This is a genomic window from Chryseobacterium sp. GTID13, from assembly GCF_056172655.1.
Genome location: NZ_JAOCMB010000005.1, coordinates 1,834,040 through 1,856,376 on the forward strand (window position 1 = coordinate 1,834,040; position 22,337 = coordinate 1,856,376).

At 37.9% G+C, this 22,337-nt stretch carries 26 protein-coding genes and 2 pseudogenes; 16 read left to right on the forward strand and 12 right to left on the reverse strand.

Annotated features, from left to right (window positions below; all coding sequences use genetic code 11):
• Window positions 1–14: 14 nt before the first annotated feature.
• From N4G44_RS15135 to gldB, 7 genes and pseudogenes are all read right to left on the reverse strand, one after another.
• Window positions 15–521, reverse strand: coding sequence for a DinB family protein (locus N4G44_RS15135; protein WP_474928083.1), 507 nt, complete (start codon window positions 519–521; stop codon window positions 15–17).
• Window positions 522–566: 45 nt separating this feature from the next.
• On the reverse strand, window positions 567–1,019 hold the full coding sequence (locus tag N4G44_RS15140) for an N-acetyltransferase family protein (RefSeq protein WP_474928085.1): 453 nt from the start codon (window positions 1,017–1,019) through the stop codon (window positions 567–569).
• Between the two features lie 5 nt (window positions 1,020–1,024).
• Window positions 1,025–1,507, reverse strand: a complete 483-nt coding sequence (locus N4G44_RS15145; RefSeq protein WP_474928087.1) for a nuclear transport factor 2 family protein — start codon at window positions 1,505–1,507, stop codon at window positions 1,025–1,027.
• A 20-nt stretch (window positions 1,508–1,527) separates the two neighbouring features.
• A pseudogene (locus N4G44_RS15150) lies at window positions 1,528–2,666 on the reverse strand (cystathionine gamma-synthase).
• A gap of 13 nt (window positions 2,667–2,679) precedes the next feature.
• The gene (locus tag N4G44_RS15155; protein WP_474928089.1) at window positions 2,680–3,240 is read right to left on the reverse strand and encodes a hypothetical protein; all 561 of its coding nucleotides are present in this window, start codon (window positions 3,238–3,240) and stop codon (window positions 2,680–2,682) included.
• 25 nt (window positions 3,241–3,265) lie between these two features.
• Window positions 3,266–3,592 (reverse strand): gliding motility protein GldC, encoded by a 327-nt coding sequence (gene gldC, locus N4G44_RS15160; protein ID WP_474928092.1) that lies wholly within the window; start codon window positions 3,590–3,592, stop codon window positions 3,266–3,268.
• 142 nt (window positions 3,593–3,734) lie between these two features.
• Entirely contained in the window at window positions 3,735–4,718 is a 984-nt protein-coding gene (gldB, locus tag N4G44_RS15165; protein WP_474928093.1) for a gliding motility lipoprotein GldB, read from the reverse strand.
• Window positions 4,719–4,770: 52 nt separating this feature from the next.
• Here gldB and N4G44_RS15170 point away from each other — a divergent pair, with 52 nt between their 5' ends.
• The 5 genes from N4G44_RS15170 to N4G44_RS15190 all read left to right on the forward strand — a co-directional run bounded on the left by N4G44_RS15170 (window position 4,771) and on the right by N4G44_RS15190 (window position 7,869).
• On the forward strand, window positions 4,771–5,412 hold the full coding sequence (locus tag N4G44_RS15170) for a leucine-rich repeat domain-containing protein (RefSeq protein ID WP_474928095.1): 642 nt from the start codon (window positions 4,771–4,773) through the stop codon (window positions 5,410–5,412).
• A gap of 8 nt (window positions 5,413–5,420) precedes the next feature.
• Window positions 5,421–5,957 carry a GNAT family N-acetyltransferase gene (locus tag N4G44_RS15175; RefSeq protein ID WP_474928097.1) on the forward strand — a complete coding sequence of 179 codons (537 nt, stop codon included), beginning with the start codon at window positions 5,421–5,423 and terminating at the stop codon, window positions 5,955–5,957.
• 219 nt (window positions 5,958–6,176) lie between these two features.
• Window positions 6,177–6,971 carry an NAD(+) synthase gene (gene nadE / locus N4G44_RS15180; RefSeq protein ID WP_474928098.1) on the forward strand — a complete coding sequence of 265 codons (795 nt, stop codon included), beginning with the start codon at window positions 6,177–6,179 and terminating at the stop codon, window positions 6,969–6,971.
• Window positions 6,972–6,998: 27 nt separating this feature from the next.
• Complete coding sequence (locus tag N4G44_RS15185; protein ID WP_474928101.1) at window positions 6,999–7,511, forward strand: ribonuclease domain-containing protein; 513 nt, start codon at window positions 6,999–7,001, stop codon at window positions 7,509–7,511.
• Between the two features lie 43 nt (window positions 7,512–7,554).
• Window positions 7,555–7,869, forward strand: coding sequence for a barstar family protein (locus tag N4G44_RS15190; protein WP_474928104.1), 315 nt, complete (start codon window positions 7,555–7,557; stop codon window positions 7,867–7,869).
• Window positions 7,870–7,942: 73 nt separating this feature from the next.
• Here N4G44_RS15190 and N4G44_RS15195 read toward each other — a convergent pair whose 3' ends face one another.
• The gene (locus N4G44_RS15195; RefSeq protein ID WP_474928106.1) at window positions 7,943–9,259 is read right to left on the reverse strand and encodes a T9SS type A sorting domain-containing protein; all 1,317 of its coding nucleotides are present in this window, start codon (window positions 9,257–9,259) and stop codon (window positions 7,943–7,945) included.
• Between the two features lie 149 nt (window positions 9,260–9,408).
• Here N4G44_RS15195 and N4G44_RS15200 point away from each other — a divergent pair, with 149 nt between their 5' ends.
• Both N4G44_RS15200 and N4G44_RS15205 read left to right on the forward strand, forming a co-directional pair.
• Window positions 9,409–11,061 (forward strand): helix-turn-helix domain-containing protein, encoded by a 1,653-nt coding sequence (locus N4G44_RS15200; protein ID WP_474928107.1) that lies wholly within the window; start codon window positions 9,409–9,411, stop codon window positions 11,059–11,061.
• Window positions 11,058–12,188 carry a tetratricopeptide repeat protein gene (locus N4G44_RS15205; RefSeq protein WP_474928109.1) on the forward strand — a complete coding sequence of 377 codons (1,131 nt, stop codon included), beginning with the start codon at window positions 11,058–11,060 and terminating at the stop codon, window positions 12,186–12,188. Before N4G44_RS15200 ends, N4G44_RS15205 begins: the two co-directional genes overlap by 4 nt.
• Before the next feature lie 53 nt (window positions 12,189–12,241).
• On the opposite strand, the gene pafA is transcribed toward N4G44_RS15205, so the two are convergent.
• Window positions 12,242–13,888, reverse strand: coding sequence for an alkaline phosphatase PafA (gene pafA, locus N4G44_RS15210; protein ID WP_474928111.1), 1,647 nt, complete (start codon window positions 13,886–13,888; stop codon window positions 12,242–12,244).
• A gap of 103 nt (window positions 13,889–13,991) precedes the next feature.
• On the opposite strand from pafA, the gene N4G44_RS15215 reads away from it, so the two are divergent.
• The 9 genes from N4G44_RS15215 to N4G44_RS15255 all read left to right on the forward strand — a co-directional run bounded on the left by N4G44_RS15215 (window position 13,992) and on the right by N4G44_RS15255 (window position 20,461).
• A complete protein-coding gene (locus N4G44_RS15215) occupies window positions 13,992–14,717 on the forward strand; it encodes a hypothetical protein (protein WP_474928112.1) in 726 nt (241 codons plus the stop codon).
• A 60-nt stretch (window positions 14,718–14,777) separates the two neighbouring features.
• Entirely contained in the window at window positions 14,778–15,170 is a 393-nt protein-coding gene (locus tag N4G44_RS15220) for a VOC family protein (protein ID WP_474928114.1), read from the forward strand.
• Between the two features lie 23 nt (window positions 15,171–15,193).
• Entirely contained in the window at window positions 15,194–15,727 is a 534-nt protein-coding gene (locus N4G44_RS15225) for a GNAT family N-acetyltransferase (protein WP_474928116.1), read from the forward strand.
• Between the two features lie 68 nt (window positions 15,728–15,795).
• Complete coding sequence (locus N4G44_RS15230; RefSeq protein WP_474928118.1) at window positions 15,796–16,392, forward strand: TetR/AcrR family transcriptional regulator; 597 nt, start codon at window positions 15,796–15,798, stop codon at window positions 16,390–16,392.
• Window positions 16,393–16,470: 78 nt separating this feature from the next.
• Window positions 16,471–17,208: an SDR family oxidoreductase gene (locus N4G44_RS15235; protein WP_474928120.1), complete on the forward strand. Its 738-nt coding sequence runs from the start codon at window positions 16,471–16,473 to the stop codon at window positions 17,206–17,208.
• A gap of 263 nt (window positions 17,209–17,471) precedes the next feature.
• Complete coding sequence (locus tag N4G44_RS15240) at window positions 17,472–17,840, forward strand: hypothetical protein (RefSeq protein WP_474928122.1); 369 nt, start codon at window positions 17,472–17,474, stop codon at window positions 17,838–17,840.
• A gap of 25 nt (window positions 17,841–17,865) precedes the next feature.
• Window positions 17,866–18,378: a hypothetical protein gene (locus N4G44_RS15245; protein WP_474928124.1), complete on the forward strand. Its 513-nt coding sequence runs from the start codon at window positions 17,866–17,868 to the stop codon at window positions 18,376–18,378.
• 223 nt (window positions 18,379–18,601) lie between these two features.
• Window positions 18,602–19,420, forward strand: a complete 819-nt coding sequence (locus tag N4G44_RS15250) for an alpha/beta fold hydrolase (protein ID WP_474928126.1) — start codon at window positions 18,602–18,604, stop codon at window positions 19,418–19,420.
• A gap of 102 nt (window positions 19,421–19,522) precedes the next feature.
• Complete coding sequence (locus tag N4G44_RS15255; RefSeq protein WP_474928128.1) at window positions 19,523–20,461, forward strand: RDD family protein; 939 nt, start codon at window positions 19,523–19,525, stop codon at window positions 20,459–20,461.
• Between the two features lie 265 nt (window positions 20,462–20,726).
• On the opposite strand, the pseudogene N4G44_RS15260 reads toward N4G44_RS15255, so the two are convergent.
• The 3 genes and pseudogenes from N4G44_RS15260 to N4G44_RS15270 form a co-directional block, all read right to left on the reverse strand.
• Window positions 20,727–21,652 (reverse strand): annotated as a pseudogene (locus tag N4G44_RS15260) (malate dehydrogenase).
• A 116-nt stretch (window positions 21,653–21,768) separates the two neighbouring features.
• Window positions 21,769–21,966, reverse strand: coding sequence for a hypothetical protein (locus N4G44_RS15265; protein WP_474928131.1), 198 nt, complete (start codon window positions 21,964–21,966; stop codon window positions 21,769–21,771).
• Entirely contained in the window at window positions 21,963–22,319 is a 357-nt protein-coding gene (locus N4G44_RS15270) for a hypothetical protein (RefSeq protein WP_474928133.1), read from the reverse strand. Before N4G44_RS15270 ends, N4G44_RS15265 begins: the two co-directional genes overlap by 4 nt.
• Window positions 22,320–22,337 lie beyond the last annotated feature (18 nt).

The following is a 22,337-nucleotide window of genomic DNA, read 5'->3' on the forward strand; positions in this document are numbered from 1 at the left end:
ATTGGATCCCGATTTTATTTCAATCCCGGCAAATATCTCTCCTCAATAATTTTCAAATGGTGATAATTGTGTCCTACAATTAGTTTGCCGACTGTTTCTGCCGTCAATTCATTTCCATTAGCCGTTCCTATGTTCTTAAGCGCAGATGGTTCGAGGCTTTCAATCAGGATTTGGGAAGATTTCCGCACGGTTTTATATTCTTCCAGTAAAGATTCCAGAGATCTTTTATTGGCAAAAGAATGAGCTGCATATTCTTCTTCATCAAAACCTGGCAATGCTGCTTTGTCTCCTCTGGCAAAAACCAGTAACCTATACTGAAATACTCTTTCAGTATCTGATAAATGCAGCAAAAGCTCTTTCAAGGTCCATTTTCCTTCAGCATAAGCAAAAAGAGACTGACCTTCAGTAAGATCCGAATAGACAGCTATTGTTTTCTCACCTGATTTCTTTAATTCTTCAATCCAGCTTCCGGAAGGAATCTGATCAAGATATCTTTGGATGTATTTTTGAAAATCTGACATATCTTTTAATTATTAGTGATGAGTAATAAGCAATGAGTGTACACTTTAATTCTCTATGTTCGTCCATTCATAAAAATTCACAGAATCATAGAGCTCAAAACCACATGCGGGATAAAGCTGATTTCCTACATCATTGCTTTTTCCGGTTTCGAGAAGAATTCCGCAGGCATTGGATGATCTGCAAAGGTCTTTTGCTTCTTCAATAAGCTCTTTGGAATACCCTTTTCCCCTGTGATTTTGGTTGACGTAAAGATCATTCAACAACCAGTAACGCTGCATTCTTGTAGATGAAAATATAGGGTACAGCTGAACGAATCCCGTCAGTTGACCATCATTTTCCGCTACAAAAATTTCAGAATCCTGATGCTCTATTCTTTCTCTGAGAAAACGTTCGGCGGAAGGAATATCGGATTCTTTGTGATAAAAAATCCTGTATTGATCGAATAATTCTGCTAATTGATTTAAATCTCCAAGCGTAACTTTTCTGGTATTTTTCATATTGATTATAAATGGTGATCGTAGCTCAGTACTCTCTTCATTTTCCATTGCTTATCCTCCAAAACCCATAAAATATTGAATTTCGCACGACTTCCCTGAACCCATTTTCCGTTGTAAAATTCGAAAAACTCATGTTCCCCTTCCTGTACAAAGGCATACAGAACATTATTGTTGTATAAAGGATACACTTTCATGCTATTAGGGACAAGATCTCGTCTTACTTTATTCGGGCCTCCGCAAATATTGTTTTTAATGGAAGCGGTAAAGGCTTTTTCTCCGGAAGTAATCCCTCCCTTATCGTGATAAAACTCCAGATCATTACTGACTATAGATTTATAATGAGAAAGATCGCATTTATTAAATCCTATATCAAATATCAGGCTGTCCAGCTTCTTGGCTGTTTTATACAATTCATCGGTAGTTTTTACCTGTGAATAGCTAATCTGACTGAAAAAACTTAAGATCAGAAAAAACAAAATCTTTCTCATTATTATTTTATTTTAAAGGGTTAAGAAAAAGCTCTTTCAAGATCCGCAATTAGATCTTCTGCATCTTCAATACCAACGCTTAAGCGAACCAAATCGTCTGTAATACCCAATTCTGCACGTTTATCTGCAGGAATAGAAGCATGCGTCATTAATGCAGGATGATTGGCTAAAGATTCAACCCCGCCTAAAGATTCTGCCAAAGTGAAAACCTTTACTTTTTCAAGGAATTTCACAGCATCTTCTTTTTCCCTGATTTAAAGGTAAAAGAAACCATTCCTCCAGGTTCGTTCATTTGGGACTTGGCAAGTTCATACTGAGGATGAGATTCCAATCCCGGATAGATTACCCTGTCCACTGCAGGATGGGTTTCAAGATATTTGGCTACAGCAAGTCCGTTATCCGAATGGCGCTGCATTCTTAATGCCAAGGTTTTGATTCCTCTTAAAACAAGGTAAGAATCGTGAGGTCCCAGAATACCACCGCTTGCAAACTGGATGAAATGAAGTTTTTCTCCCAGTTCAGCATCTTTTGCAATTAATGCTCCGGCAATAACATCAGAATGCCCTCCTAAATATTTGGTAGCCGAGTGCATGACGATATCTGCTCCGAGGTCAATAGGTCTCTGGATATATGGCGTTGCAAAAGTATTATCAACAGCTACAAGAATATCTTTTCCTTTAGCGATTTCAACGACTGCTTTAATGTCTACAAGCTTCATCAACGGATTGGTTGGAGTTTCTAACCAGATCAGTTTGGTTTTGTCTGTAATAACATCAGCAATTTTGGAAACATCATCAAAATTCACGAACGTAAATTTCAGCTGGTATTTTTCAAAAAGTCTGGTAAACATTCTGTAAGTACCTCCGTAAAGGTCATCTACAGCAATTACCTCATCGCCCGGATTTAATAATTTCAAAACACAGTCGATGGCCGCAAGTCCTGAACCGAAAGCAAGCCCCCTCGCTCCGTTTTCAATGCTTGCCAGAGAATCTTCCAAAGCCTGTCTTGTAGGGTTGGCCGCTCTTGAATATTCGTATCCTGAATGTACTCCCGGACTTTTTTGTGCGAATGTAGACGTTAAAAATACAGGAACATTTACAGAACCTGTTGCAGACTCGTGGTGCTGCCCTCCGTGAATTACTTTTGTATTAAAATTCATACTATTTTATTTTTTATAAGCCTGCCATGAAAAAGTCAAGGCTCTTTGAAATGTTATCAGATTTTCTTTTTACCTCAAGCTTTCCGTTGAAAGCATAAGTCACAACATTTATCTCTTCCGGTAGTTGATCAGGAACAGTTGTTGTAAATGAAACCAGATACTCACTGTTTTCATACTGATCTTTGCCTGTTTCCTTAAGTTCTTCAAACTTTCCGTTGATCCTGAGAATGATTTTCTTCAGGGAATCATCTATATAAGCAATATCCGAGCCGTTTCCTTTAATGAAATCATCCATGCTGGGAACAAGCTCCATAACAGATTCACCTTCCATATCATGCGGATGGAGGCTTCCTTTTAACATGACTACCGGAATATCTTTCTCTTTAAATAAAGCGACATCCAATGCAGCATTTTCTGGAACTTTTTCTGTTTCTGAAGTTGCTGTGGTTTCAGCGGCTGGGAGTTTATCTGCCTGAATGGCAGAGTCAGAGGTTTTTGTTTCCTTTACCTCAGTTTTTTTATTGCAAGAGACCAACAATATCATTGTCCCGATAAGTAAAAGTGTTTTCTTCATGTATTTTGTGATTGGTGTAGTGGTTTTACATTTTTATCGCAGATTTCACAGCAAATTCTTCTGCAATCTCCTCAAGCCACTGTGCAACATCTTCCTCTCCGGTTGCTCTCTGGTAAGTATTTCCTAAAGATATGAGAATCTGGTGGATGAACATTTTCATCTGGTCCACAGGCATTTCTTTCGTCCAAAGATCGATTCTTAAAGCTTCCATTGCTTTGTCGTCCCAAACCGAGATCATCGTAGCTTTTGTTTCTTCTTTTTCCACGCCTCCGTCCTGAGCATTCCATGTTATATGTTCAGGAATGTGGTTCTCATCCAGCTCTACATCTATTGTAATCTGAGTTTTTCTCATATCAATCTAAAATTTTTCCGCAAAGTTAATACTTCTTCAGCTTATCCAAAATTTCTGCGGAGTTTCTTCATCCCGAAACGGGGTATTAAATTAAAAAAAATAACTTTCAAATGGCTTTGAAAGTTATCATTTATTTTAACTATTACGGTGTTTTAGGTTTATATACCGCTTCATTGAAGATACTGGTAGCATCCAGCTTTAAAAAATCAACCAGTTTTGTTTCCGGTTTCTGTCTGAAATAGGCTTTACAAATTTGCCAGCCCGTAAAGATTCCGATCTGGGGTGAAGACTCATTGTCGATTTCCGTATAGAATTTTGAAAAAGGTCCGGGAGAAATAAAGCGTTCCACCAGCCTTGGATCATCCCCGAAAATCAGGTTGCTTTCCACAAAATAGTTCCAGATATTGGCTTCATTGGCAACAGCCCAGTCGTACTGCTTTTTGGTATAGTTCATTTTCAGATAATCGGGCGTATCGGGAAGAAATGCGTCCTGGAGCATCATGATTTTTCCGTTCAGGATAATTTTATCAATAAATTTCTGATGATCCGGGGATTCTGTCACGATATTTTCAGCAAAGATCTGAGATACTTTGGGAACAATATTCTGAGGATTCATTGATTTTTGAAAATATAGCTCCAACCCTTTGTAATTGGCATTTCCATCCCCCATAAATCCGGTGATATCGATAAAAAGAAGGTTTCCTTTCGGATCGTAAAAAATAGGATCCTGAACCATCTGAAGTGCCGATGAGAAAAGGTAAACCTTAGGACTTTTAAATTGAGGAAAATAATATTTGATATGAGAGAACAAATCCTGAAGCTCTTTCTGAAGCTTTGCCTGATCTATTTTACCGGCAGCTTCTTTGTAAATCTTTATTTCTTCAGCATCCGTCCTTCTTTTTCCAAAATCAGCATCGGAAACCGTCCCCTGGAACCATGGAAATTTAGCCTTAAACTGATCCAAAGGAATATTCTGGTCATAAAATTCTTTGGAAATATCCGTTACCTCAACTTTTTCAGCAGGAGTTTTTACTTCTACTTTCCATTGGTTGTCCGGTTCTTTTTTACAGGAATCCAAAGCGAGAACTAAAATGGAAGAAAGCGCAATAATTCTAAAAATCTTCATTATTTTTACATGAAATTTAAGTGAACAAAAATAAGGATTTAAAACACAATCAATGATGAAAATTAAAATATTTGCAACCTTAAGCCTTATTATTTCAGGATTTTCTCTGTTCTGTGCCCAAAAACTTAATTTTAAGGATCAGAACTTTGAAAAAGCGGCTCTCGAAAATTTTGATGTCAACAAAAACGGCTCACTGGAAAAGCTGGAAGCTGATATGGTTACCAATCTGTTCCTTGTTCAGAAAGGCATTACTGCGGCGGATGATGTGCTCCTTTTCAGCAATGCGAAGATGATCGTGTTTGATGACAACCCTATTTCCAATGTTTCTCTTACCGGTTTGCCACATCTTGAACTGTTTTCATGTACGGGATGCAAGATGGTTTCTTTCAAGGCGGAAGGTCTTAAAAGCCTTGCTTCTTTATATCTGGATAATAATCTTCTGCAAACCTTTTCATTAAAGGAAACTCCAAAAATTGACCAATTAACATTATCTTTAAATCAGTTAAAAACAATTGATATCACTCCGCTTAAAAATTTAAGAAAATTAAACGTCGAACATAATAAGATCCCGAAACTTGATATTTCCGGAAATCCGGCCCTTCAAACACTGAATGTAGGTGGAAATCCTATGAAGGAAGCTGATATTAAGAAGGGGACAAAAACCGATGTCACTATTTTCGGATTTGAACAGTAACCTAAACTATGAAACTAGAAACAGAAAGATTAATCCTGAGAAAACTTGAAGAAACGGATGCAGAACGTATGTTTCTGCTTGATTCGGACCCTGAAGTCATGAAATATATTGGAGTTCCTGTGCTTACGGAACAGAGCCAGTCATTAAATGTCATCCGAATGATTCAGAAGCAATATGAAGAAAACGGTACAGGAAGGCTGGCTGTAATTGAAAAGGAAACCGGACTCCTGATCGGCTGGAGCGGGCTGAAATTACTGACCGAAGAAATCAACGGTTATAAAAATGTACTTGATCTCGGTTACCGTTACCTGCCTGAATCATGGGGAAAAGGGTATGCCCTGGAAGCTGCGAAAGCATCCCTGGAACTGGGTTTTCATCAGATGAAGGCGGAAGTTATCTATGCCCATGCCCATTCGGAAAATGCAGGTTCCAATCATATTTTAAATAAGTTAGGCTTTGAAAAAACCGGTGAATTCACAGAACCTGATGGCATCTGTAACTGGTATGAGCTCAGCCGCGAAAAATATCTTCAACAGAATATTTAAAACAAAATAGGAAAAGAAATAAAGATCAAAACAGTATTTAAGCTTACCTAAGAATCTTCAGAATTGAAAATTATTATCTTAAGTTTGATTACAAAAAAACCTGTAATTTTGAAATTCCTTTCATCTTGAACCCTGAAAGTGGTAAAAGACAGATTTTAAAAACGTAAAACAGGCAATAAAGTACCCTGAATAATTTGAAATAGACTAAAAAATAAATAAATGCAGACTCAGAAAGTAATAGATCATATTGTAAACTGGCTAAAAGATTATGCCGTAAAAGCTAACGTAAAAGGCTATGTAATTGGCGTATCAGGAGGTGTGGATTCCGGAGTGGTTTCTACCCTTGCGGCCATGACCGGACTGAAAACTCTTCTTATCGAAATGCCGATCCGTCAGAAACCGGATCAGGTAAACCGTGCCTGGGAACATATGAATAACCTGAAATCAAGGTTTTCCAATGTAGAAACCTTATCTGTAAACCTTACGCCTGCTTTTGAGGAGCTTTACAGAACATTTGATGTAAAGGATGATCTGTATCCTAATGAAAAGCTGGCTTTCGCCAATACCAGGGCACGTTTGAGAATGCTCACCCTTTACTATTACGGGCAGATCAACAGCCTTCTGGTGTGCGGAACAGGAAATAAAGTAGAGGATTTCGGGATCGGGTTTTATACAAAATACGGCGATGGCGGTGTAGATGTTTCCCCTATCGCAGATCTTTACAAAACGGAAGTATATACACTTGCAAGAGCTTTAAACCTGGTGAAAAACATTCAGGAAGCCATTCCTACAGACGGGCTTTGGGATGTGGACAGAACGGATGAGCAGCAAATTGGCGCAACTTATCCGGAACTGGAAAAAATCCAGAAAGAATACGGAACCAAGACTGCGGATGATTATGAAGGCCGTGACAAAGAGGTATTTTTAATCTTTGACAGAATGCATAAAGCGGCAAGACACAAGATAGACCCTATTCCGGTTTGTGATATTCCTGAGGAATGGAGAAATGATTAGTTTTAAATTATAAAGGATAAGTTTTATATGAATGGTAAAATAAGATCGGTCTTTTTTATTTGCCTGGGGCTTCTTTTCGGAATGTCTGCAATGTACATTTACAACAATTTTATTGCCGGCAAAAAAGAAAATGCACAGACCGCCAATACAGAAATTACCAGCTATGGAAGTGCTTCAGGTTCTCAAAATACGAACGGAAACCCTTCTCCACAATCCGTTGATCAGTTGACAGAAGAGAAAACGGTCATTAATTATGTAAAGCAGAATCACAGGCTTCCTGATTATTATATCACTAAAAATGAAGCAAGAAAACTAGGCTGGAATGCTTCAAAGGGAAATCTCTGCGAAGTGCTTCCAGGCAGAGCCATTGGCGGAGATAAATTCGGGAACAGGGAAAATCAGCTTCCCCAGGGAGAAAAGTATTACGAAGCTGATGTTAATTACCACTGTGGAAACCGGAATGCAGACCGGATTATATTCACCCGGAATGGGGACGTTTACCTGACTAAAAACCATTACAAGAGCTTTGAGAAACAGTGATTGAATGTCATTGCGAACAGACCTTAAATAATAAAAAGAAAATATGAAGACAATATATATCGATTTTACCGACATCGGAGATTATGAAGATTTTTATGCCCAATTAAAGGAAAAAATAGCCCTTCCTGAATATTTTGGAGATAATCTTGATGCTCTTTCCGATGTGATTACCGGAGAACTGGAGTTACCGCTCCACATTGAATTTGTGAATATGACGGTCGATCAGCTGGAGATCTTTGAGGATCTTCTGACAACTCTTGAAGATGCAGAAGATGAAACGGAAGGGTTCAGCTTCACTTATTATCTGGAGCAGTACGAAGATGAAGAAGATGAGGATACCCTGGAAGATGAAGAATAATTTTCATACAAACAAAACTCGCAGAAATTCTGCGAGTTTTTTGGTCAAGCCTCTAAGTGGGTCTAATTTTATTTTACTGTCTGATAAATTTAAAGCTTTGTGAAGTTTCCCCCTTCACGAAAATCTGCAGAATATAATCTCCTTTTGATAAGGAAGAAACATCTATTCTGTTTTCCACAGCATTATCTGTTTTTACTTTCTGACCGACCATATTATAAATTTCCGCTTTATCAATCCTGCTGATTCCTTTGATATGAAGAATATCTTTTACAGGATTCGGATAAATGGATACAGTATTGTTGTGTTGCGCACTTTCATGGGTTGAAAGCAGTGTTTTTGAAAGATCCAGAAAAAAAGCAACCATCTGGTTGGAGGCATTGGTTCCCATTCCCGCAATCCTTTTTCCATCCCTTGAAATAGCTAAGGGAAGTCCCATATTAACTCCCTGGGTGTTGATTCCCATGCTTACCGCATAATCATTCAGGTTCACCCTTCCTCCTGCCTCAGTCCATATAAAGCCTTCTCCGGACATCGGGGGCGCACCAAAAGCTCTGAAAAATCCGACTACTTTTTTACCGTCGGCAGAAATTCCGGTTGCTCCCCCTCTGAAGAAGGCTGAGGAATTTGGATGGGTTATGTAGTTAAGGCCGTTTACGCTGTTCCAAACATATGGATTAGGCATTGCGGAACCTATGATTGTAGTTCCGTCAGCTGAAACATCTCCAGCTTCGCCCACGTAATTGCCGTTGGTATCTGTAATAAAGCTTTCTACTCCGTTCACCCATTTCGCACCGCTTCTGAATCCCGTATCCTGGTCCTGCCAGCCGACAATCACAGATCCATCATCATTAATGGCATTGGCTCTGGAGCTTCTGTTGGGAACCGTGCTGCCAAGATCGGTTACTCCGCTTGCAGCATTCCATTTTACGGCATGGGCGGTTCCGGCAGTAAGCCATCCCAGGCCTACAATCGTATTGCCATCAGAAGTCATTCCCCAGGTAGAGCTTACATGGCCGTCCCAGCCTGCAGGAACCAGTCCGCCGAGATTCGTCCATGTGTTGGCAGTCGTATTATAGGTTGAGATTTCATTAAAACCAGTTGCGGTATTGGTGATAGAAGAACCTATTTTAGTTCCGTCAGCTGTGATCAGCGTTCTTCCGGCAGCGGGATATCCGTTGGATATAGAGCCTATCTGAACCAAACCATTCAGCTCATCCCACTTATAGATCTGACCGGCACTTGTGTGCATGCTGACAATTCCACCATCCGAAATACCGCCAACTGTATAATTTCCCAATGCCATTACAGTAAGCTGCGCATTGGTTATTGCAAATCCAAACAGAAAGCAAGTATATAAAGCTTTCATTGAGATGTTGTAAATTTTTTCCATAATTATTTAAGTTTAATATTTTGAATTGGCTTAAACAATATTAATATTATATTTACCTTTTTAAAAGATTTTGACTTGCATAATTCGTGAAATTTAAAAGAGTAAAAAACGTAAAACACTAAAATACAACCATATAACAAACATCTACTTTGAGGACAGATCATCAAGAAGCTGTAAGAAAAAAACAAAAAAAATCATTATTCTGCCGGAATGCTTTGCTTCAGGGTATCAGGTTTCTGCTCATTATTCTGGGCTTAGTTTTTGTCAAAGGACAATCGGGGCCGGATTTCAGTATTCTGGCAGACAAAGCTTTTCAGAAATTATATCAGAATCCGGATGAATGCATCAACTATTCCCAGAGCCTGTTGATCAGTGATCTGAATCCGGAACATAGGATTGTGCTGCAAAATATTATTTCCCAGGCCTATGCCATGAAGGGAGATTATGTGCAGTCTGTGAATATCTACAGTCAGAAGGAAGACTCAAGGGAAAAGGAAAAGCTGTCTTATTTTCTTCAGATTGCCGGTGATTATAATCTGGCTGATCAATATCAGAATCTGGACCTTTACCACCAGTCGCAACAGATCATCACCAGTCTTTTATCCGATCATAAGCTCTTAAAAGGTGACAATCCCCGGCTGAATGTCATTACAGGCAAGCTTTACCAGCTTCAGGCTATTAACTTCGGGATCAACAGGAGCTACGACAATGCCCTGGAAAACCTCAACAAAAGTAACCATTACCTCAGCTTTAATAATCATGAAAACCTAATCCTGAAGATGGAGAACAGGATCTTCAGAGCTTCTTATCTGATGAAACAAAATAAACCGGAAGAAGCCAGACATATTCTGGAAAACACACTTACGGTAGCTGAAAAGAATAAAAATTACCCGTTTCTCCAGGCATTTGCTTATGAAAACCTGTCACGGTATTATTTTTTAAAGGAAGATTATCATACTGCTGTTGAAATGCTTGAAAAAGGTCTTTCCAGGATAGAAAACATTCCTTATAACAGCTTAAAAGCAAAAATCTATGAATCGTTATCCAAGAACTATTTTGCTCTTCGTAATGATGAAAAGTATCATCAGTACAATAAACTTTACAGTGAGCTCCGGACGAAATCAGATTCAAATACGAAAGAAGGGATACGCTATATTGTAAAACTTGTAGAAACCAATCAGAACAATAATCTGGAATTTCAAAAGCAAAAGCAAGTGAAAAATTTAATCTGGCTTTCTACAGGAGCCCTGGTTATCATTACAGGACTTCTGATCTGCTTTCTGATCCTGAAAAGCAGTCATAAAGACCTTAAGAAACAATTCGATTTTTTTGAAAAACAGAAGCAGCAGGAACTGACTGCACAAAAAAGTATTCCGGATACTATAAAGGAAGCACCGGCTATCAGTAAAAGCAATGAAAAAGACCTTAATAAGATCTCCAAGGAAAAGGAAGATGAAATTCTGCAGAAACTGGAAGAATGGGAAAAACAGCAACGTTATCTTGACAAAAACATGACACTCTCCATGCTGTCTTCACAAATGGGTGTCAATACAAAATATCTTTCCGAGGTGATCAACAACAGTAAAGGGAAAAATTTCAACGGGTATATTAATGAATTAAGGATTAACCACATTGCCCTCCTGCTGAGAACGGATCCTGTTTATCTTAACTATAAGGTCAGTTATCTGGCAGAATATTCAGGGTTCTCTTCACACAGTGCCTTTACCACAATTTTTAAATCGGTGACCGGAATGTCTCCTAATGTTTATATCCAGGAAATCAGTAAAAGCAGAACGTTATGAAAGTTATATTAAAAATCATTCCGGTCATTCTTTTATGCTTTAACATTTCAGTTTACGGGCAGAATGTCCCGTTTGATACCCTGATGAAAAAAGCCCGCCTTGAGATTTACGATAATCCGGATAATGCCATCAGAATTGCCAAGGATCTTCTTGGGAAGGAACATGACGTTCATAAGAAAATCGGCATTTATCAGCTGCTTTCTACAGCCAATATTGCCAAAAGGGATTTTGACCAGTCCCTGCTCTATCTTTTAAAAGCTAAAGAAACAGCACAAAAAACCAATGACCTGAAGATCCGTACCAGCGTCCTGATTTCCGCCGCCATACAGTACCAGCAGATGGAACTTTTCAATAAAAGCCTTGAAACCCTTAACGAAGCAGAGCCGCTTCTTGCCAAACTGCCCGATGACCTGCCTGAAAAGCATATTGAAACAGCCAGAAGCTACGCCATCCGCGGAATGATTTACAAAAGCCAGTCGAACCCGGAAATTGCCCTGGAAAAGTTCCTGATCTCCATTCGGAATTTTGAAAAGATAAAGCATAAGCAGACAACCTATTCCAACATGAGTGTGGTTTACTATAATATCGGTTATTGTTACCTTAATCTGTCTCAGCTTGAAAAAGCCCACCAGGCATTTCTCAGGTCCGCAGAATATGCCCGGAAAAATAAAGCCAAAAGTCTGGAAGCATTTGCATTAAAAGGAATGGCTGAAATGCACAAACAAAAGAATGAGAATGAAACGGCTCTTCAGCTGCTGATAAAAGCTGAAGATCTCAGCAAAAACACCGGCGACCTTATCCTGAATGAAGGGATTTACAAAGAAATGTCTGACAACTATCTGGCCTTAGGAAAACCGGATCTTTATCAGAATTACAGTAAAAAATATTTTGAGATGCGTTTTCAGAGGGAACAGAATGAGCTAAGCTCTATTAATCATTCAATCAACGATCATAACCTGGAAACACTCAAAAAAAGCAGTACAATGAAGAATCACTATAACTATCTGATGGCAATTATCGGAGGGGTCAGCATTCTTATCATCGCTTTGTTGCTTTCTTTAATTTTCAGGATCAGAAGAGAGAACCTGAAGTACAGGAAAGAGATTCAGAAACTGATCAGATCGTGAAGTTAAAAGTGAAAATAAAAAAGCATTCCTTGCGGAATGCTTTTTTGTAATTTTTATTTTCCAATGGCTTCTGTAATTGGGTTTCCTATGTTTCCGCTCGGGAACTGGATTTTCAGTAGTGATGAAACGGTAGGAGCAATATCGGTCATATTATAAGGTTTGTTACTTTCTCCTTTCTGAATTCCCCAGCCCATAAAGATCAGAGGAATGTGTGAGTCATAAGAATTCCATACGCTATGCGTAGTTCCTGTCTTGGAATACGGAGGAAGCATTGAGTCGTGAGAAACCAACTGGATATCACCACTTCTCTGCCTGTTGATCCCATTAATAATTCTCTGTTTGATCGGTTCCGGAATGGTCGCTTCCTGAACTTCATCCACAGATACTGCATATAAAACAGTAGGATCTTTCTGGAGTTCTTTGATCGTGAAGTCTCTCAGATCATCCAGTTCAATTTTATTGTCCTGCATCAGTTTTCTGTCAAAATAGATCTGGTAATTGTCTACGGCATTGATCAGTTTATCCACTCCGAATTTATCTTTCAGCTTCTGATTGATATCTTTTTCCATTCCTTCTCCAAAGAATCCTGTCGCAATTTTATGTTCTTTCAGGAATCCTACTGAATGTGCCCCGCCATGGTCAGCAGAAAGAAAAACAGTATATTCTCCTTTTCCTACTTTTGAATCCAGATAGTTGAAAAATTCTGCCAGATCCTGGTCAAGTCTCAGATAAACATCTTCTACCTCAATAGAGTTCGGTCCGAATTTATGGCCTGCATAATCTGTAGAGGCTAAATTAATCGCTAAAAAGTCAGTTATCTGGTCTCCTCCTAATTTTTCTCCTTCTACAGAAGCTTCTGCTAATTTCAGTGTCAATGTATTACCAAAAGGAGTATAACGGATATTATCTTTTTTAGCCTGATAATCCTGTGCTAAATTGCTGTAAGGGAAAACCGGCGTTTTGGCGCTTCCCAGTAGTCCTTCCCATGAAGAATTATCCGGTGAGCTTTCTGTATACTGATTAATAGGAAGTAATGTATTCCAGCCATTTGCCACTAGTTTCTCAGGAAGGTTCTGCGAATTGAAAGATTTCACCCACTGAGGCAGGTCATTCATATACCATGTACTCGTAATGAAGTTTCCTGTGCTGTCATCAAACCAGAAAGCACCATTCGGTGTATGGCCTGCAGGAAGGATAGAAGCTCTGTCTTTTAATGAAACCCCGATCACTTTTCCCTGGAAATTGGTTGCCAGTCTTAGTTCATCCGTTACGGTTGTAGACCAAAGGTTTTTAGGAGAGTGGCTTCCTGTTTTCGTATTCGATGTTCCTACCGGCTGCACGCTTTCATCTGTTGTACAGTAAACGTTTTTTCCGGTTTCTTTATCTGTCCAGTCGTTTCCTGCAATACCGTGAATGGCAGGCACTGAACCTGTATAGATGCAGGTATGTCCCAAAGCTGTAATGGTAGGTACGTAGTTGATATGAACATTATTTAAAGAATATCCTGTATTCAATAATCTTTTGAAGCCATCATTCCCGTATTTATTGTAAAAACGGTACAGGTAATCCCACCTCATCTGGTCTACCACCAATCCTACGACCAATTTGGGTCTTTCTAACTGAGAGTTTTTGTTCTTCTGAGCATTGATTGTCATTACGGACAAAAGGGCAGCTGCCGCAATTGAAATTTTCCTAAGCATCTGGTAAATTTTTGTTGACGACAAATTTACGGGTTTTGAAAGTTTTGGAGTGTGAAATTTTATTTAAATTTGATGACAATCCATTAAACCAACGAGTGCGGTAATGATATTAGGTGTATACTGGTATTTTAAATTTCCTGAAAACCTATACAGTTTTCAATTTTTTAAATTTTCTCAAGGATTAGGAGGTCATGCCAACAATCCGGCAGAGCTTGTAGCCAAAATTTCTGTCGATCATCCTGAAAATTTTGTAAATAAGCTAAAAGAACTTCACCTCAGATTCAGCGGCTCCTATATTAATATTAAGGTCAATGGCCACCAATTCATGATTTCCATAGGCGATTATCAGCTTTTCGATTATCATTTTCAGTTGGTTTCAGAAATAGAAAAATTATTGATTGATGAAAATGCTGTTTCGTTAAACACTTCTTTCGAGGCGAAATCAACTGTAAATTTCACCCCTGAACAGAAAAAATTTGAAAATATAGAATATCGCTTCATCCAGCTCACAGGCTCAGGTTTTAAAAAGAATAACGCTGAAAATTTTTCCATACGGATTGACTTTAATCTCCCTTCAGCCCATAAAAAAGATTTCATCAATGATTTGATTGAAATATGTATAGAAGAGAATATCCATGTGCTTTATTATTTTGACCGCGATTTTGATAATCATTGTAATCTGATGGTCTTTTTACCAACGGCAGGCAGACGGAGAATACAGTTCAACAAGTCGCCATCAACTCATTTGGAAAAAAATCAATCAACTGAATCAGAAATATCCGTTTCATTTCGGTTTTTTTGGAGGAATGGAGTATTATCCTTTCAATGATCCTCATCCGGTGCTGATGATGGATGAAGAATATATTTTAAACAAAAAGTAAAATCAAATATGATCAAATTCAAATATGTCATCCTGTACGTTGAAGATGTAGAAAAATCTATGGCTTTTTACCAGAACACTTTTAACATTCCTGTAAAATTCATTACTCCTGAAAAGGATTATGGAGAATTGCTTACAGGAGAAACCAGTCTTTCTTTTGCTTCGGCAGCTCTTGCCAACTCCAATATAAAACAGGGGTTTCTATCTTCTCAATCTGCAGAAAAACCCTTCGGAATCGAACTGGGATTCACAACTGATAGTGTTGAAGATCTTTTGGAAAAAGTTATTAAAAACGGAGCGGTTTTGTATGAGAATATTTCAGTAAAACCCTGGGGACAGAAGGTAGCGTATATTAAAGATCCCAACAATTATCTGGTAGAAATCTGCACAGAAATTCAATAACCCGAAATAACAGTCTTGTTTCCATGGAAATAAAAAAACTAGAAAAACTTAATAACAATCCCAGCTTAGATTGGGGAATGAACGGCTACACCACGGATAAGATACTTGCTGTTTCTGCCGTTGAATTTTCGGGTTCTTTTGAATTTATAATGAAAGAAAAATCAATACCCTACACTAAGGTCTGGGAAACCAGTTCAGATGAAATTAAAGAACTTAATGAAATCATTGAGAAAGGGCATTCTTTTGGAGTTTTTGAGGATGAAAAATTATCCGGCTGGATCATTTGTGAACATAGGAAATGGAACAACAGCTTTTATATAGAGAATATTCTGGTCAGTGAAAATTTAAGGAGACAGGGAGCCGGAGTTCAACTGATTAAAAATGCCGTCCGGAAAGCCCGAAGTTTAAACTGCAGGATCATTGAACTGGAAACACAGAACACCAACTATCCTGCCATACAGTTTTACAGGAGGCTGGGCTTCAGTATTACCGGACTGAATACGAGACTTTATGACGATACTGACGAAACTGCTGTATTTATGACCCTGGATTTATAAATAATCGACGTACACTATAAAAGCTATTGATATTTTAATTTTGTACCAAATGGTACAATTATCTATCTTTGCTTCATCAATTAATTCCTATGGCAGGCAGACCTAAAATATTCGACGAACAGCAAGCAATAGCTAAAGCGACTGAAGTTTTCAGCGAAAAGGGGTTTGATACGGCTTCGGCTGAAGAGTTGCTTTGTGCAATGGGCATAGGAAAAGGCAGTTTTTACCTGGCATTCAAAGGAGGAAAGCAGGAACTTTACATCCGTTCTATTACCCAGTTTGCAGATCATTTCTACCAAAAACTTTCGGACAGTATCTCTGCTTCTGAAAACAAAATACAATTCATCAGACAGTTTTTTTTAAGTCTTTCCGATGCTTCAGATTGTGATAAGGGACGAGGCTGTTATTTAGGAAATGCCTTGGTGCAACTTTCAGAAAAAGATCAAAAAATAAAAAATATTACCGCTCAGCTGTTGAAAAAATTACAGGGTCTGTTTGCAGAAACTGTAAGAAATGCACAAAAAAACGGACAAATTTCCAGTACAGAAGATCCTGAAATTATAGGTTGGCATCTAAGCAATTTATGGAACGGAATCCATGTCACAAGAAGGATGGAGACTTCCCGGAAATCCTTAAAGGCATTATTGAAATCAATCTTAAAATAATCAATTAAAATTTTTTAATCAATTTTGTACCATTTAGTACAATATAAAATACTATTAATTTAATACCTAAAAAATGTCATGAACATTACCAACAACACCATTTTGATTACCGGAGGAGGCTCAGGAATCGGACTAGCCATTGCAAAAACGCTGAACAAAGACAACAAAATTATTATTGCAGGAAGAAATAAAGAAAAACTCGATGCCGCAGCAAATGGTCTTGAAAACGTCTTTACTATTCAGGCTGATATCACCAGTGAAGAGGATGTAAATTCCCTGGTAGAAGAAATTAAAGTGAACTTTGGGGATCTTAATATTCTCATCAACAATGCAGGGCACGCTTATACTTACACGCTTTCCGACAATTCAGACACTTACAGCAAGGCTTCTGCTGAATTTGAAACGAATTATTTCGCTCCAATACGTCTCACTGAAAAACTTCTACCCTTACTGAAAAATCAGGAAAATGCCGCAGTAGTTAACGTTTCTTCTATTGTTGCATTCGTTCCGGGTTCACACATTCCGACATATTCCGATTCAAAAGCAGCCCTTCATTCCTATACTCAATTATTGAGGTATGAACTGGCTAAAAATACTGCCGTTAAAGTATTTGAACTGATGCCTCCTCTTGTCAATACAGATTTTTCGGCAGAAATCGGAGGAAAAGAGAATGGTATTCCGCCTTCAGAGGTAGCAGACAGTCTTGTCAACGGCCTTATCAACGACACCTACGAGGTCCGTGTAGGCAATACAGAAGTCTTGTACAATAACTTTTTTACAGGCTCAGAAGGTGCCTTTAATGTGATGAATCAATAAGGCTGGATCCAAAGTTATTTCAGGTAATTATTAAATAATGAGAGTGGTTAAGACCGCTCTTTTTTTTATATATAAATTTAAAATATTGTCTTCATTTAAGCAGTGAAACTTCGCCAACAGATCATTTTACACCCTAAACAACGAATAAGCATTATTGATTAATTTTAATAATCAAATTTAAAAATAATAAGTATTTTTATCACATATAATTGAAATACTGTTTATTTTTTATATATTTATCGAACTAAACAAAATTAATTACTATGAAAAAAACATTCTTGTTTGCTATTGCATGCAGCTTATTCCTGACGTCGTGCAATAATGAAAGTATTCCGACTGTAACTCAGGAAAATCAAAGAACAGAAGCTGTTCAGAATTTCAAACGTGCGATCACCACCATGAATACTTCTAAAAATCTTCCTATGAGTGATGAGAAACAAAGCACTGAATATCAGTTTCCACAATTAAGCGAAAAGAGAAAAGAAGCCCTTCTTCCTGCAGCAAAATCTCTTATAAAGTCTACAGGCATAAAAGATAAACAAATTGAAGAGGCTACCCATGGTGACAAAACCAAAATCATATTATGGGCCATGGAAATTTTCCAGAATCATTACACTAATTATTCTCTATAACCTTAAAGCTTAATTTATAATCAATATGAAAAATATTTCCCTATTCCTTTTATTATTAATCGGAACCTTCGCATATGCCCAGATAGGAAGCATGACCATTTATAATTTTTCGACACAGAGTGTTACCTATAACCTCATCGGCACTAATGACAACAGTTATCCCATGGACTGCCAGCCTATTGTAGAAGGAAATTCTGCAACAGCTTTACCGCCGTCATCTACTGTAGTTTATTCACAATACAATAACAGCCATCTGGTAACCCCTGCCATCAATGAATGGAAAGTAATCTCAGATGCAATATTTATCCCCAGCCAGACTTATAATGTGTCTGCAGGAGTTACTATTCCAGCTGTTATTACCTCTCCTACATCATGGCAATCATTACGCCTTACTTTTTCAAATGGTGAAATGATCCACCTTGGAAGAGACTGCGGGTATGTTGACAGCCACCATGGAGCTTTCAGCGGTAATACTCCAACCGGTATTACAGCTACATGGAATTATTTAGGAAATAATGTTGTGGTATTTATCAATTAATACAATTCATCAACGACAATATAAGGCAGATCCGTCATTGGGTCTGCCTTTTTCAATCATTTTCTTTTAAAATCTGAAAACAGTTTTTTGAGTAATAAACTTGCCTTTTCACTTGTTATTAGTATATGAAAACAATTCCATTATTTATTTTCTTCGTGATCTCCATCATTTCCGTTTCGGCACAGGTCAGCGGTAAGGATACTTTTTTGAAACTTCCGATCATGTGAAAATCAACTATAAGATTTCGGGAAAAGGAACAGCCTGCATCTATGTTCCCGGAGGTCCGGGACAGGGATTTCCTTCCTTTGAACTTTTAGGCGGAAATAATCTTGAGAAAAACATGCAGATGATCTATATGGACCAACGGGGATCAGGCAGTTCCGGAACTTCAGATAATTACCATATGGACGCGATGGTTCGGGACATCGAAGAATTAAGAAAGCATCTGAAGCTTGATAGGGTTTTTCTGCTGGCTCATTCTTTCGGAGGAATTATAGCGGTAAATTATGCCAAAAAATATCCTCAGCATACAAAAGGATTAATTCTGGCTAATGTCACCCTTCATTTCCTCAACGATGAAACGCTGAAAGAACAGATAGAATACGGAAACAGCCTTCTCCAACTGCAGAATAAACCGGTTCCCAGGGACAGCCTATCTACTGAACTATCAAAAGTAAGTGCAGCCTTAAGAAAGAAAAGAATCGGGTATAAATTTCTTACAGAAGATATTGAAACCATCAGACAAACCGATAAAATAGATTCTCTTCACCCAAGAATTATAGATTTTGGCATGGCCGTGATTTCAAAACCCAAAGAGTTCCCTGAATACTATGCTGATTATGCACCAATCACAAAAGACATTCATGTTCCGGTCCTCGTAATCACCGGAAAAATGGATAAAGCCGTAGGAACCCTGCATTATAAAACATTCCGTTTTCCGGATCAAAAGGTTGTTGTTATTGATGGCGGACATCTTTTATATTATGAGAAAAACAGGGAGTTTGTGGATGCAGTGAGAGAGTTTATGGAAAAACATCGTTGAGTTTCAGATTTTTTATTAGCACATTCCACTTAAAAATCAAGGCTTAGGCTTAAACAGTAATTTAAATTCATTAATTTCGGGACCACTAAAAAATTATAAACGATGGAAAACAATTTATTCTTATCCAAATTCTGGCCAAGAGTTTGGGCCTTATTAATCGATTCTCTTATTCTTGGAATTTTTGGATTTATATTGGGTTCAGTCTTCGAAAATTTCTTTATTTCTCTAGGCGAAGAAGCCAAATTAATAGGATGGTTTATTTCTCTGGCCTATTTTTCAATTTTGAATTCCAGGCTAAACAATGGACAAACTATCGGTAAAAAAATAATGAAAATCCAGGTCACAGATATTGATGGAAAAACGGTTAGCTTAAAAACATCATTTATCAGAGCCTTAATTCTTACAGCTCCATTTTTTCTGAATGGATTTAAAATTACAGGAACAGCAACATTCTCAGTAGTTAATATTATCCAATCGATGATTATTTTTAATTTAGGCCTGGGAATTATCGTGTTTTATATTTTCAATAAAGAAACAAGGCAATCTCTGCATGATATTGTGGCAAAAACATATGTTGTTCAGGATCACAGAAACCGTACAGTTACCATGATGCCTCAACCAAAGAAGCTGCCATTCTACATCACAGGCGGTCTTCTTTTACTTGTAATTGCAACATCAATTTATAGTTACAACAGCAACAGTGACCTCAAAAAACTACTTCCGGTTTATGAAAAAGTTTCAGAGCAAGATCATGTTTTAAGGGCATCCATATCAATGAATTCCTTTTCTGGGAACAAACAAATTGTCTATACCATATCTATTAAAACTGATAAGAAACAGCAGTACAACGGCCACATGGAGAACGATCCCATCATTAAAGAAGCTGTTAAAACATTTTTGAACAGCAATGTTTATGATAGTGATCAGGATGTATTAAATGTAGTAATCGGTTCAGGATTCGATATTGGTATCGCAAGACAAAATTATTCCTACAATGTTTTCAAACCTATTTTTAAGTGGAGAGAAACATATAAACTATAACCTCATTTCCAAACAAATTAATGTCAATAAGTTTCGGCGCGGCCTCCGGCCGCGCCGAAACTTATTGACTCCTTACACAACTCTACACTTTCAATTATATTTAAAACACAAATATTTGGCATAATTGATAATGATCATTTCCAGCCTGAATTACCAGTAAATACTTCCTTAAATATTGAAATTTTCAAAATAGATGAAACAGGTATAAAAAGACTCAGCGCGGCCTTCGGCCGCGCTGAGTCTTTTTATTTAAAGCTTAAATCAATTAAAACTTAAGATCTCCGTTTACCTCTCTTACTGCACTAGCCGCTTCAGCAAACTTCAACTGCTCATCTGCAGTTAATGTTACGTTGACGATTTTTTCTACTCCATTTGCTCCGATAATAGCCGGAACCCCTAAACAGATATCATTTTGTCCGTATTCTCCTTCAAGCATCAAAGAGCAAGGGATCATTTTTTCTGATCACAAGCGATGGCCTGAACCATTACAGAAACTGCTGCACCTGGTGCATACCAAGCTGAAGTTCCTAATAATTTAGTTAATGTAGCACCTCCTACTTTAGTTTCTTCAATAACGTACTTTTGCTGCTCGTCACTTAAGAATTCAGTTACAGGAACACCATTTCTTGTAGCTTTGCTTAATAATGGAAGCATTCCGGTATCACTGTGAGCAGCGATTACCATACCGTCTACGTCAGAAATCGGGCTTTCCAATGCTTCAGCCAATCTGTATTTGAATCTTGCAGAATCCAGTGCACCACCCATTCCGATGATTTTGTGCTTAGGAAGACCTGAAGTTTTGTGTACTAAATAAGCCATAGTATCCATTGGGTTGGAAACTACGATGATGATCACGTCCGGAGAATGTTTTACAAGGTTTGCAGTAACGTCTTTTACAATTCCTGCATTGATGCCGATCAGCTCTTCTCTTGTCATTCCAGGTTTTCTTGGGATACCTGAAGTAATTACTGCTACGTGAGAACCTGCAGTTTTGCTGTAATCTCCTGTTGTTCCGGTAATTTTTGTATCAAATCCGTTGAGTGATGCTGTCTGCATCAAATCCATTGCTTTACCTTCAGCAAACCCTTCTTTAATGTCTACCAAAACCACTTCTGAACAGAAGTTTTTCATTGCGATGTATTCTGCACAGCTTGCTCCTACAGCGCCTGCACCTACTACAGTTACTTTCATATTGTATACTTTTTTTAAATTATTTTTTAGTTGAGTCTAAAAATTGAAACGCCCAAATTTAACAATTCCTGAAAAAGTGAGCAATTTTTCAGGAATTTAATTGGGCTTCGGTGAAATTAATTGACGTTCAGTAAAAACGTATATAGTTTTTTCGCTCCGGAAAGGACTTCGTTATAGTTTTCCTCGGTAACTTCAGTATCCAGAACCTCTTTGAAATTCTTCCACATGGGACCTGTATTTTCCTGATAGCATCCGAAGAAATTGAAAGTGACCTCATCAAAACCTTCTGTTTTAGAAAGCTGTTTGGCGATCACATTTCCCCTAAAGTAGAACCTTCGATCACGTACATGGCGCCCAAAGCTTCATGCTCATTGTCAAATTCAAGATGATGGGAAGCCGGCTGATTTTCCAGGGAAAGACTTTCAAGATCTTTTTCAATAAGGGAAAGCTTCTTTCTGTTGTTCAGCTGAAGTTTTTCCGAATATTTATCAGAAAGACTTCTGAATATTTTGTCTTCACTGTGAAGAAGCATCAGATAGTTGGTATTGATGATTTTTTTATAATCTTCTAATGTGAAGGTTTTATTAAAAATTTTTTCAGAATTAAAAAGTTTCTCCGCAGCATAGTGATATTCCGCCGTATTTTGTTTAAGATACTCTGATACCATAAAATAAGGTTTTAAAGT

Bases quoted from the DNA above. Each gene is read 5' to 3' on its own strand.
- N4G44_RS15255 (WP_474928128.1), top strand. From the start codon at position 19,523: ATGGAAAACAATTTATTCTTATCCAAATTCTGGCCAAGAGTTTGGGCC.
- gldB (WP_474928093.1), bottom strand. From the start codon at position 4,718: ATGAAGATTTTTAGAATTATTGCGCTTTCTTCCATTTTAGTTCTCGCT.
- N4G44_RS15140 (WP_474928085.1), bottom strand. From the start codon at position 1,019: ATGAAAAATACCAGAAAAGTTACGCTTGGAGATTTAAATCAATTAGCA.
- N4G44_RS15245 (WP_474928124.1), top strand. From the start codon at position 17,866: ATGAAAAATATTTCCCTATTCCTTTTATTATTAATCGGAACCTTCGCA.
- N4G44_RS15190 (WP_474928104.1), top strand. From the start codon at position 7,555: ATGAAGACAATATATATCGATTTTACCGACATCGGAGATTATGAAGAT.
- N4G44_RS15220 (WP_474928114.1), top strand. From the start codon at position 14,778: ATGATCAAATTCAAATATGTCATCCTGTACGTTGAAGATGTAGAAAAA.
- pafA (WP_474928111.1), bottom strand. From the start codon at position 13,888: ATGCTTAGGAAAATTTCAATTGCGGCAGCTGCCCTTTTGTCCGTAATG.
- N4G44_RS15170 (WP_474928095.1), top strand. From the start codon at position 4,771: ATGATGAAAATTAAAATATTTGCAACCTTAAGCCTTATTATTTCAGGA.
- N4G44_RS15185 (WP_474928101.1), top strand. From the start codon at position 6,999: ATGAATGGTAAAATAAGATCGGTCTTTTTTATTTGCCTGGGGCTTCTT.
- N4G44_RS15195 (WP_474928106.1), bottom strand. From the start codon at position 9,259: ATGGAAAAAATTTACAACATCTCAATGAAAGCTTTATATACTTGCTTT.
- N4G44_RS15235 (WP_474928120.1), top strand. From the start codon at position 16,471: ATGAACATTACCAACAACACCATTTTGATTACCGGAGGAGGCTCAGGA.
- N4G44_RS15135 (WP_474928083.1), bottom strand. From the start codon at position 521: ATGTCAGATTTTCAAAAATACATCCAAAGATATCTTGATCAGATTCCT.
- N4G44_RS15225 (WP_474928116.1), top strand. From the start codon at position 15,194: ATGGAAATAAAAAAACTAGAAAAACTTAATAACAATCCCAGCTTAGAT.
- N4G44_RS15205 (WP_474928109.1), top strand. From the start codon at position 11,058: ATGAAAGTTATATTAAAAATCATTCCGGTCATTCTTTTATGCTTTAAC.
- N4G44_RS15155 (WP_474928089.1), bottom strand. From the start codon at position 3,240: ATGAAGAAAACACTTTTACTTATCGGGACAATGATATTGTTGGTCTCT.
- N4G44_RS15175 (WP_474928097.1), top strand. From the start codon at position 5,421: ATGAAACTAGAAACAGAAAGATTAATCCTGAGAAAACTTGAAGAAACG.
- N4G44_RS15240 (WP_474928122.1), top strand. From the start codon at position 17,472: ATGAAAAAAACATTCTTGTTTGCTATTGCATGCAGCTTATTCCTGACG.
- gldC (WP_474928092.1), bottom strand. From the start codon at position 3,592: ATGAGAAAAACTCAGATTACAATAGATGTAGAGCTGGATGAGAACCAC.
- N4G44_RS15145 (WP_474928087.1), bottom strand. From the start codon at position 1,507: ATGAGAAAGATTTTGTTTTTTCTGATCTTAAGTTTTTTCAGTCAGATT.
- N4G44_RS15270 (WP_474928133.1), bottom strand. From the start codon at position 22,319: ATGGTATCAGAGTATCTTAAACAAAATACGGCGGAATATCACTATGCT.
- N4G44_RS15215 (WP_474928112.1), top strand. From the start codon at position 13,992: ATGATATTAGGTGTATACTGGTATTTTAAATTTCCTGAAAACCTATAC.
- nadE (WP_474928098.1), top strand. From the start codon at position 6,177: ATGCAGACTCAGAAAGTAATAGATCATATTGTAAACTGGCTAAAAGAT.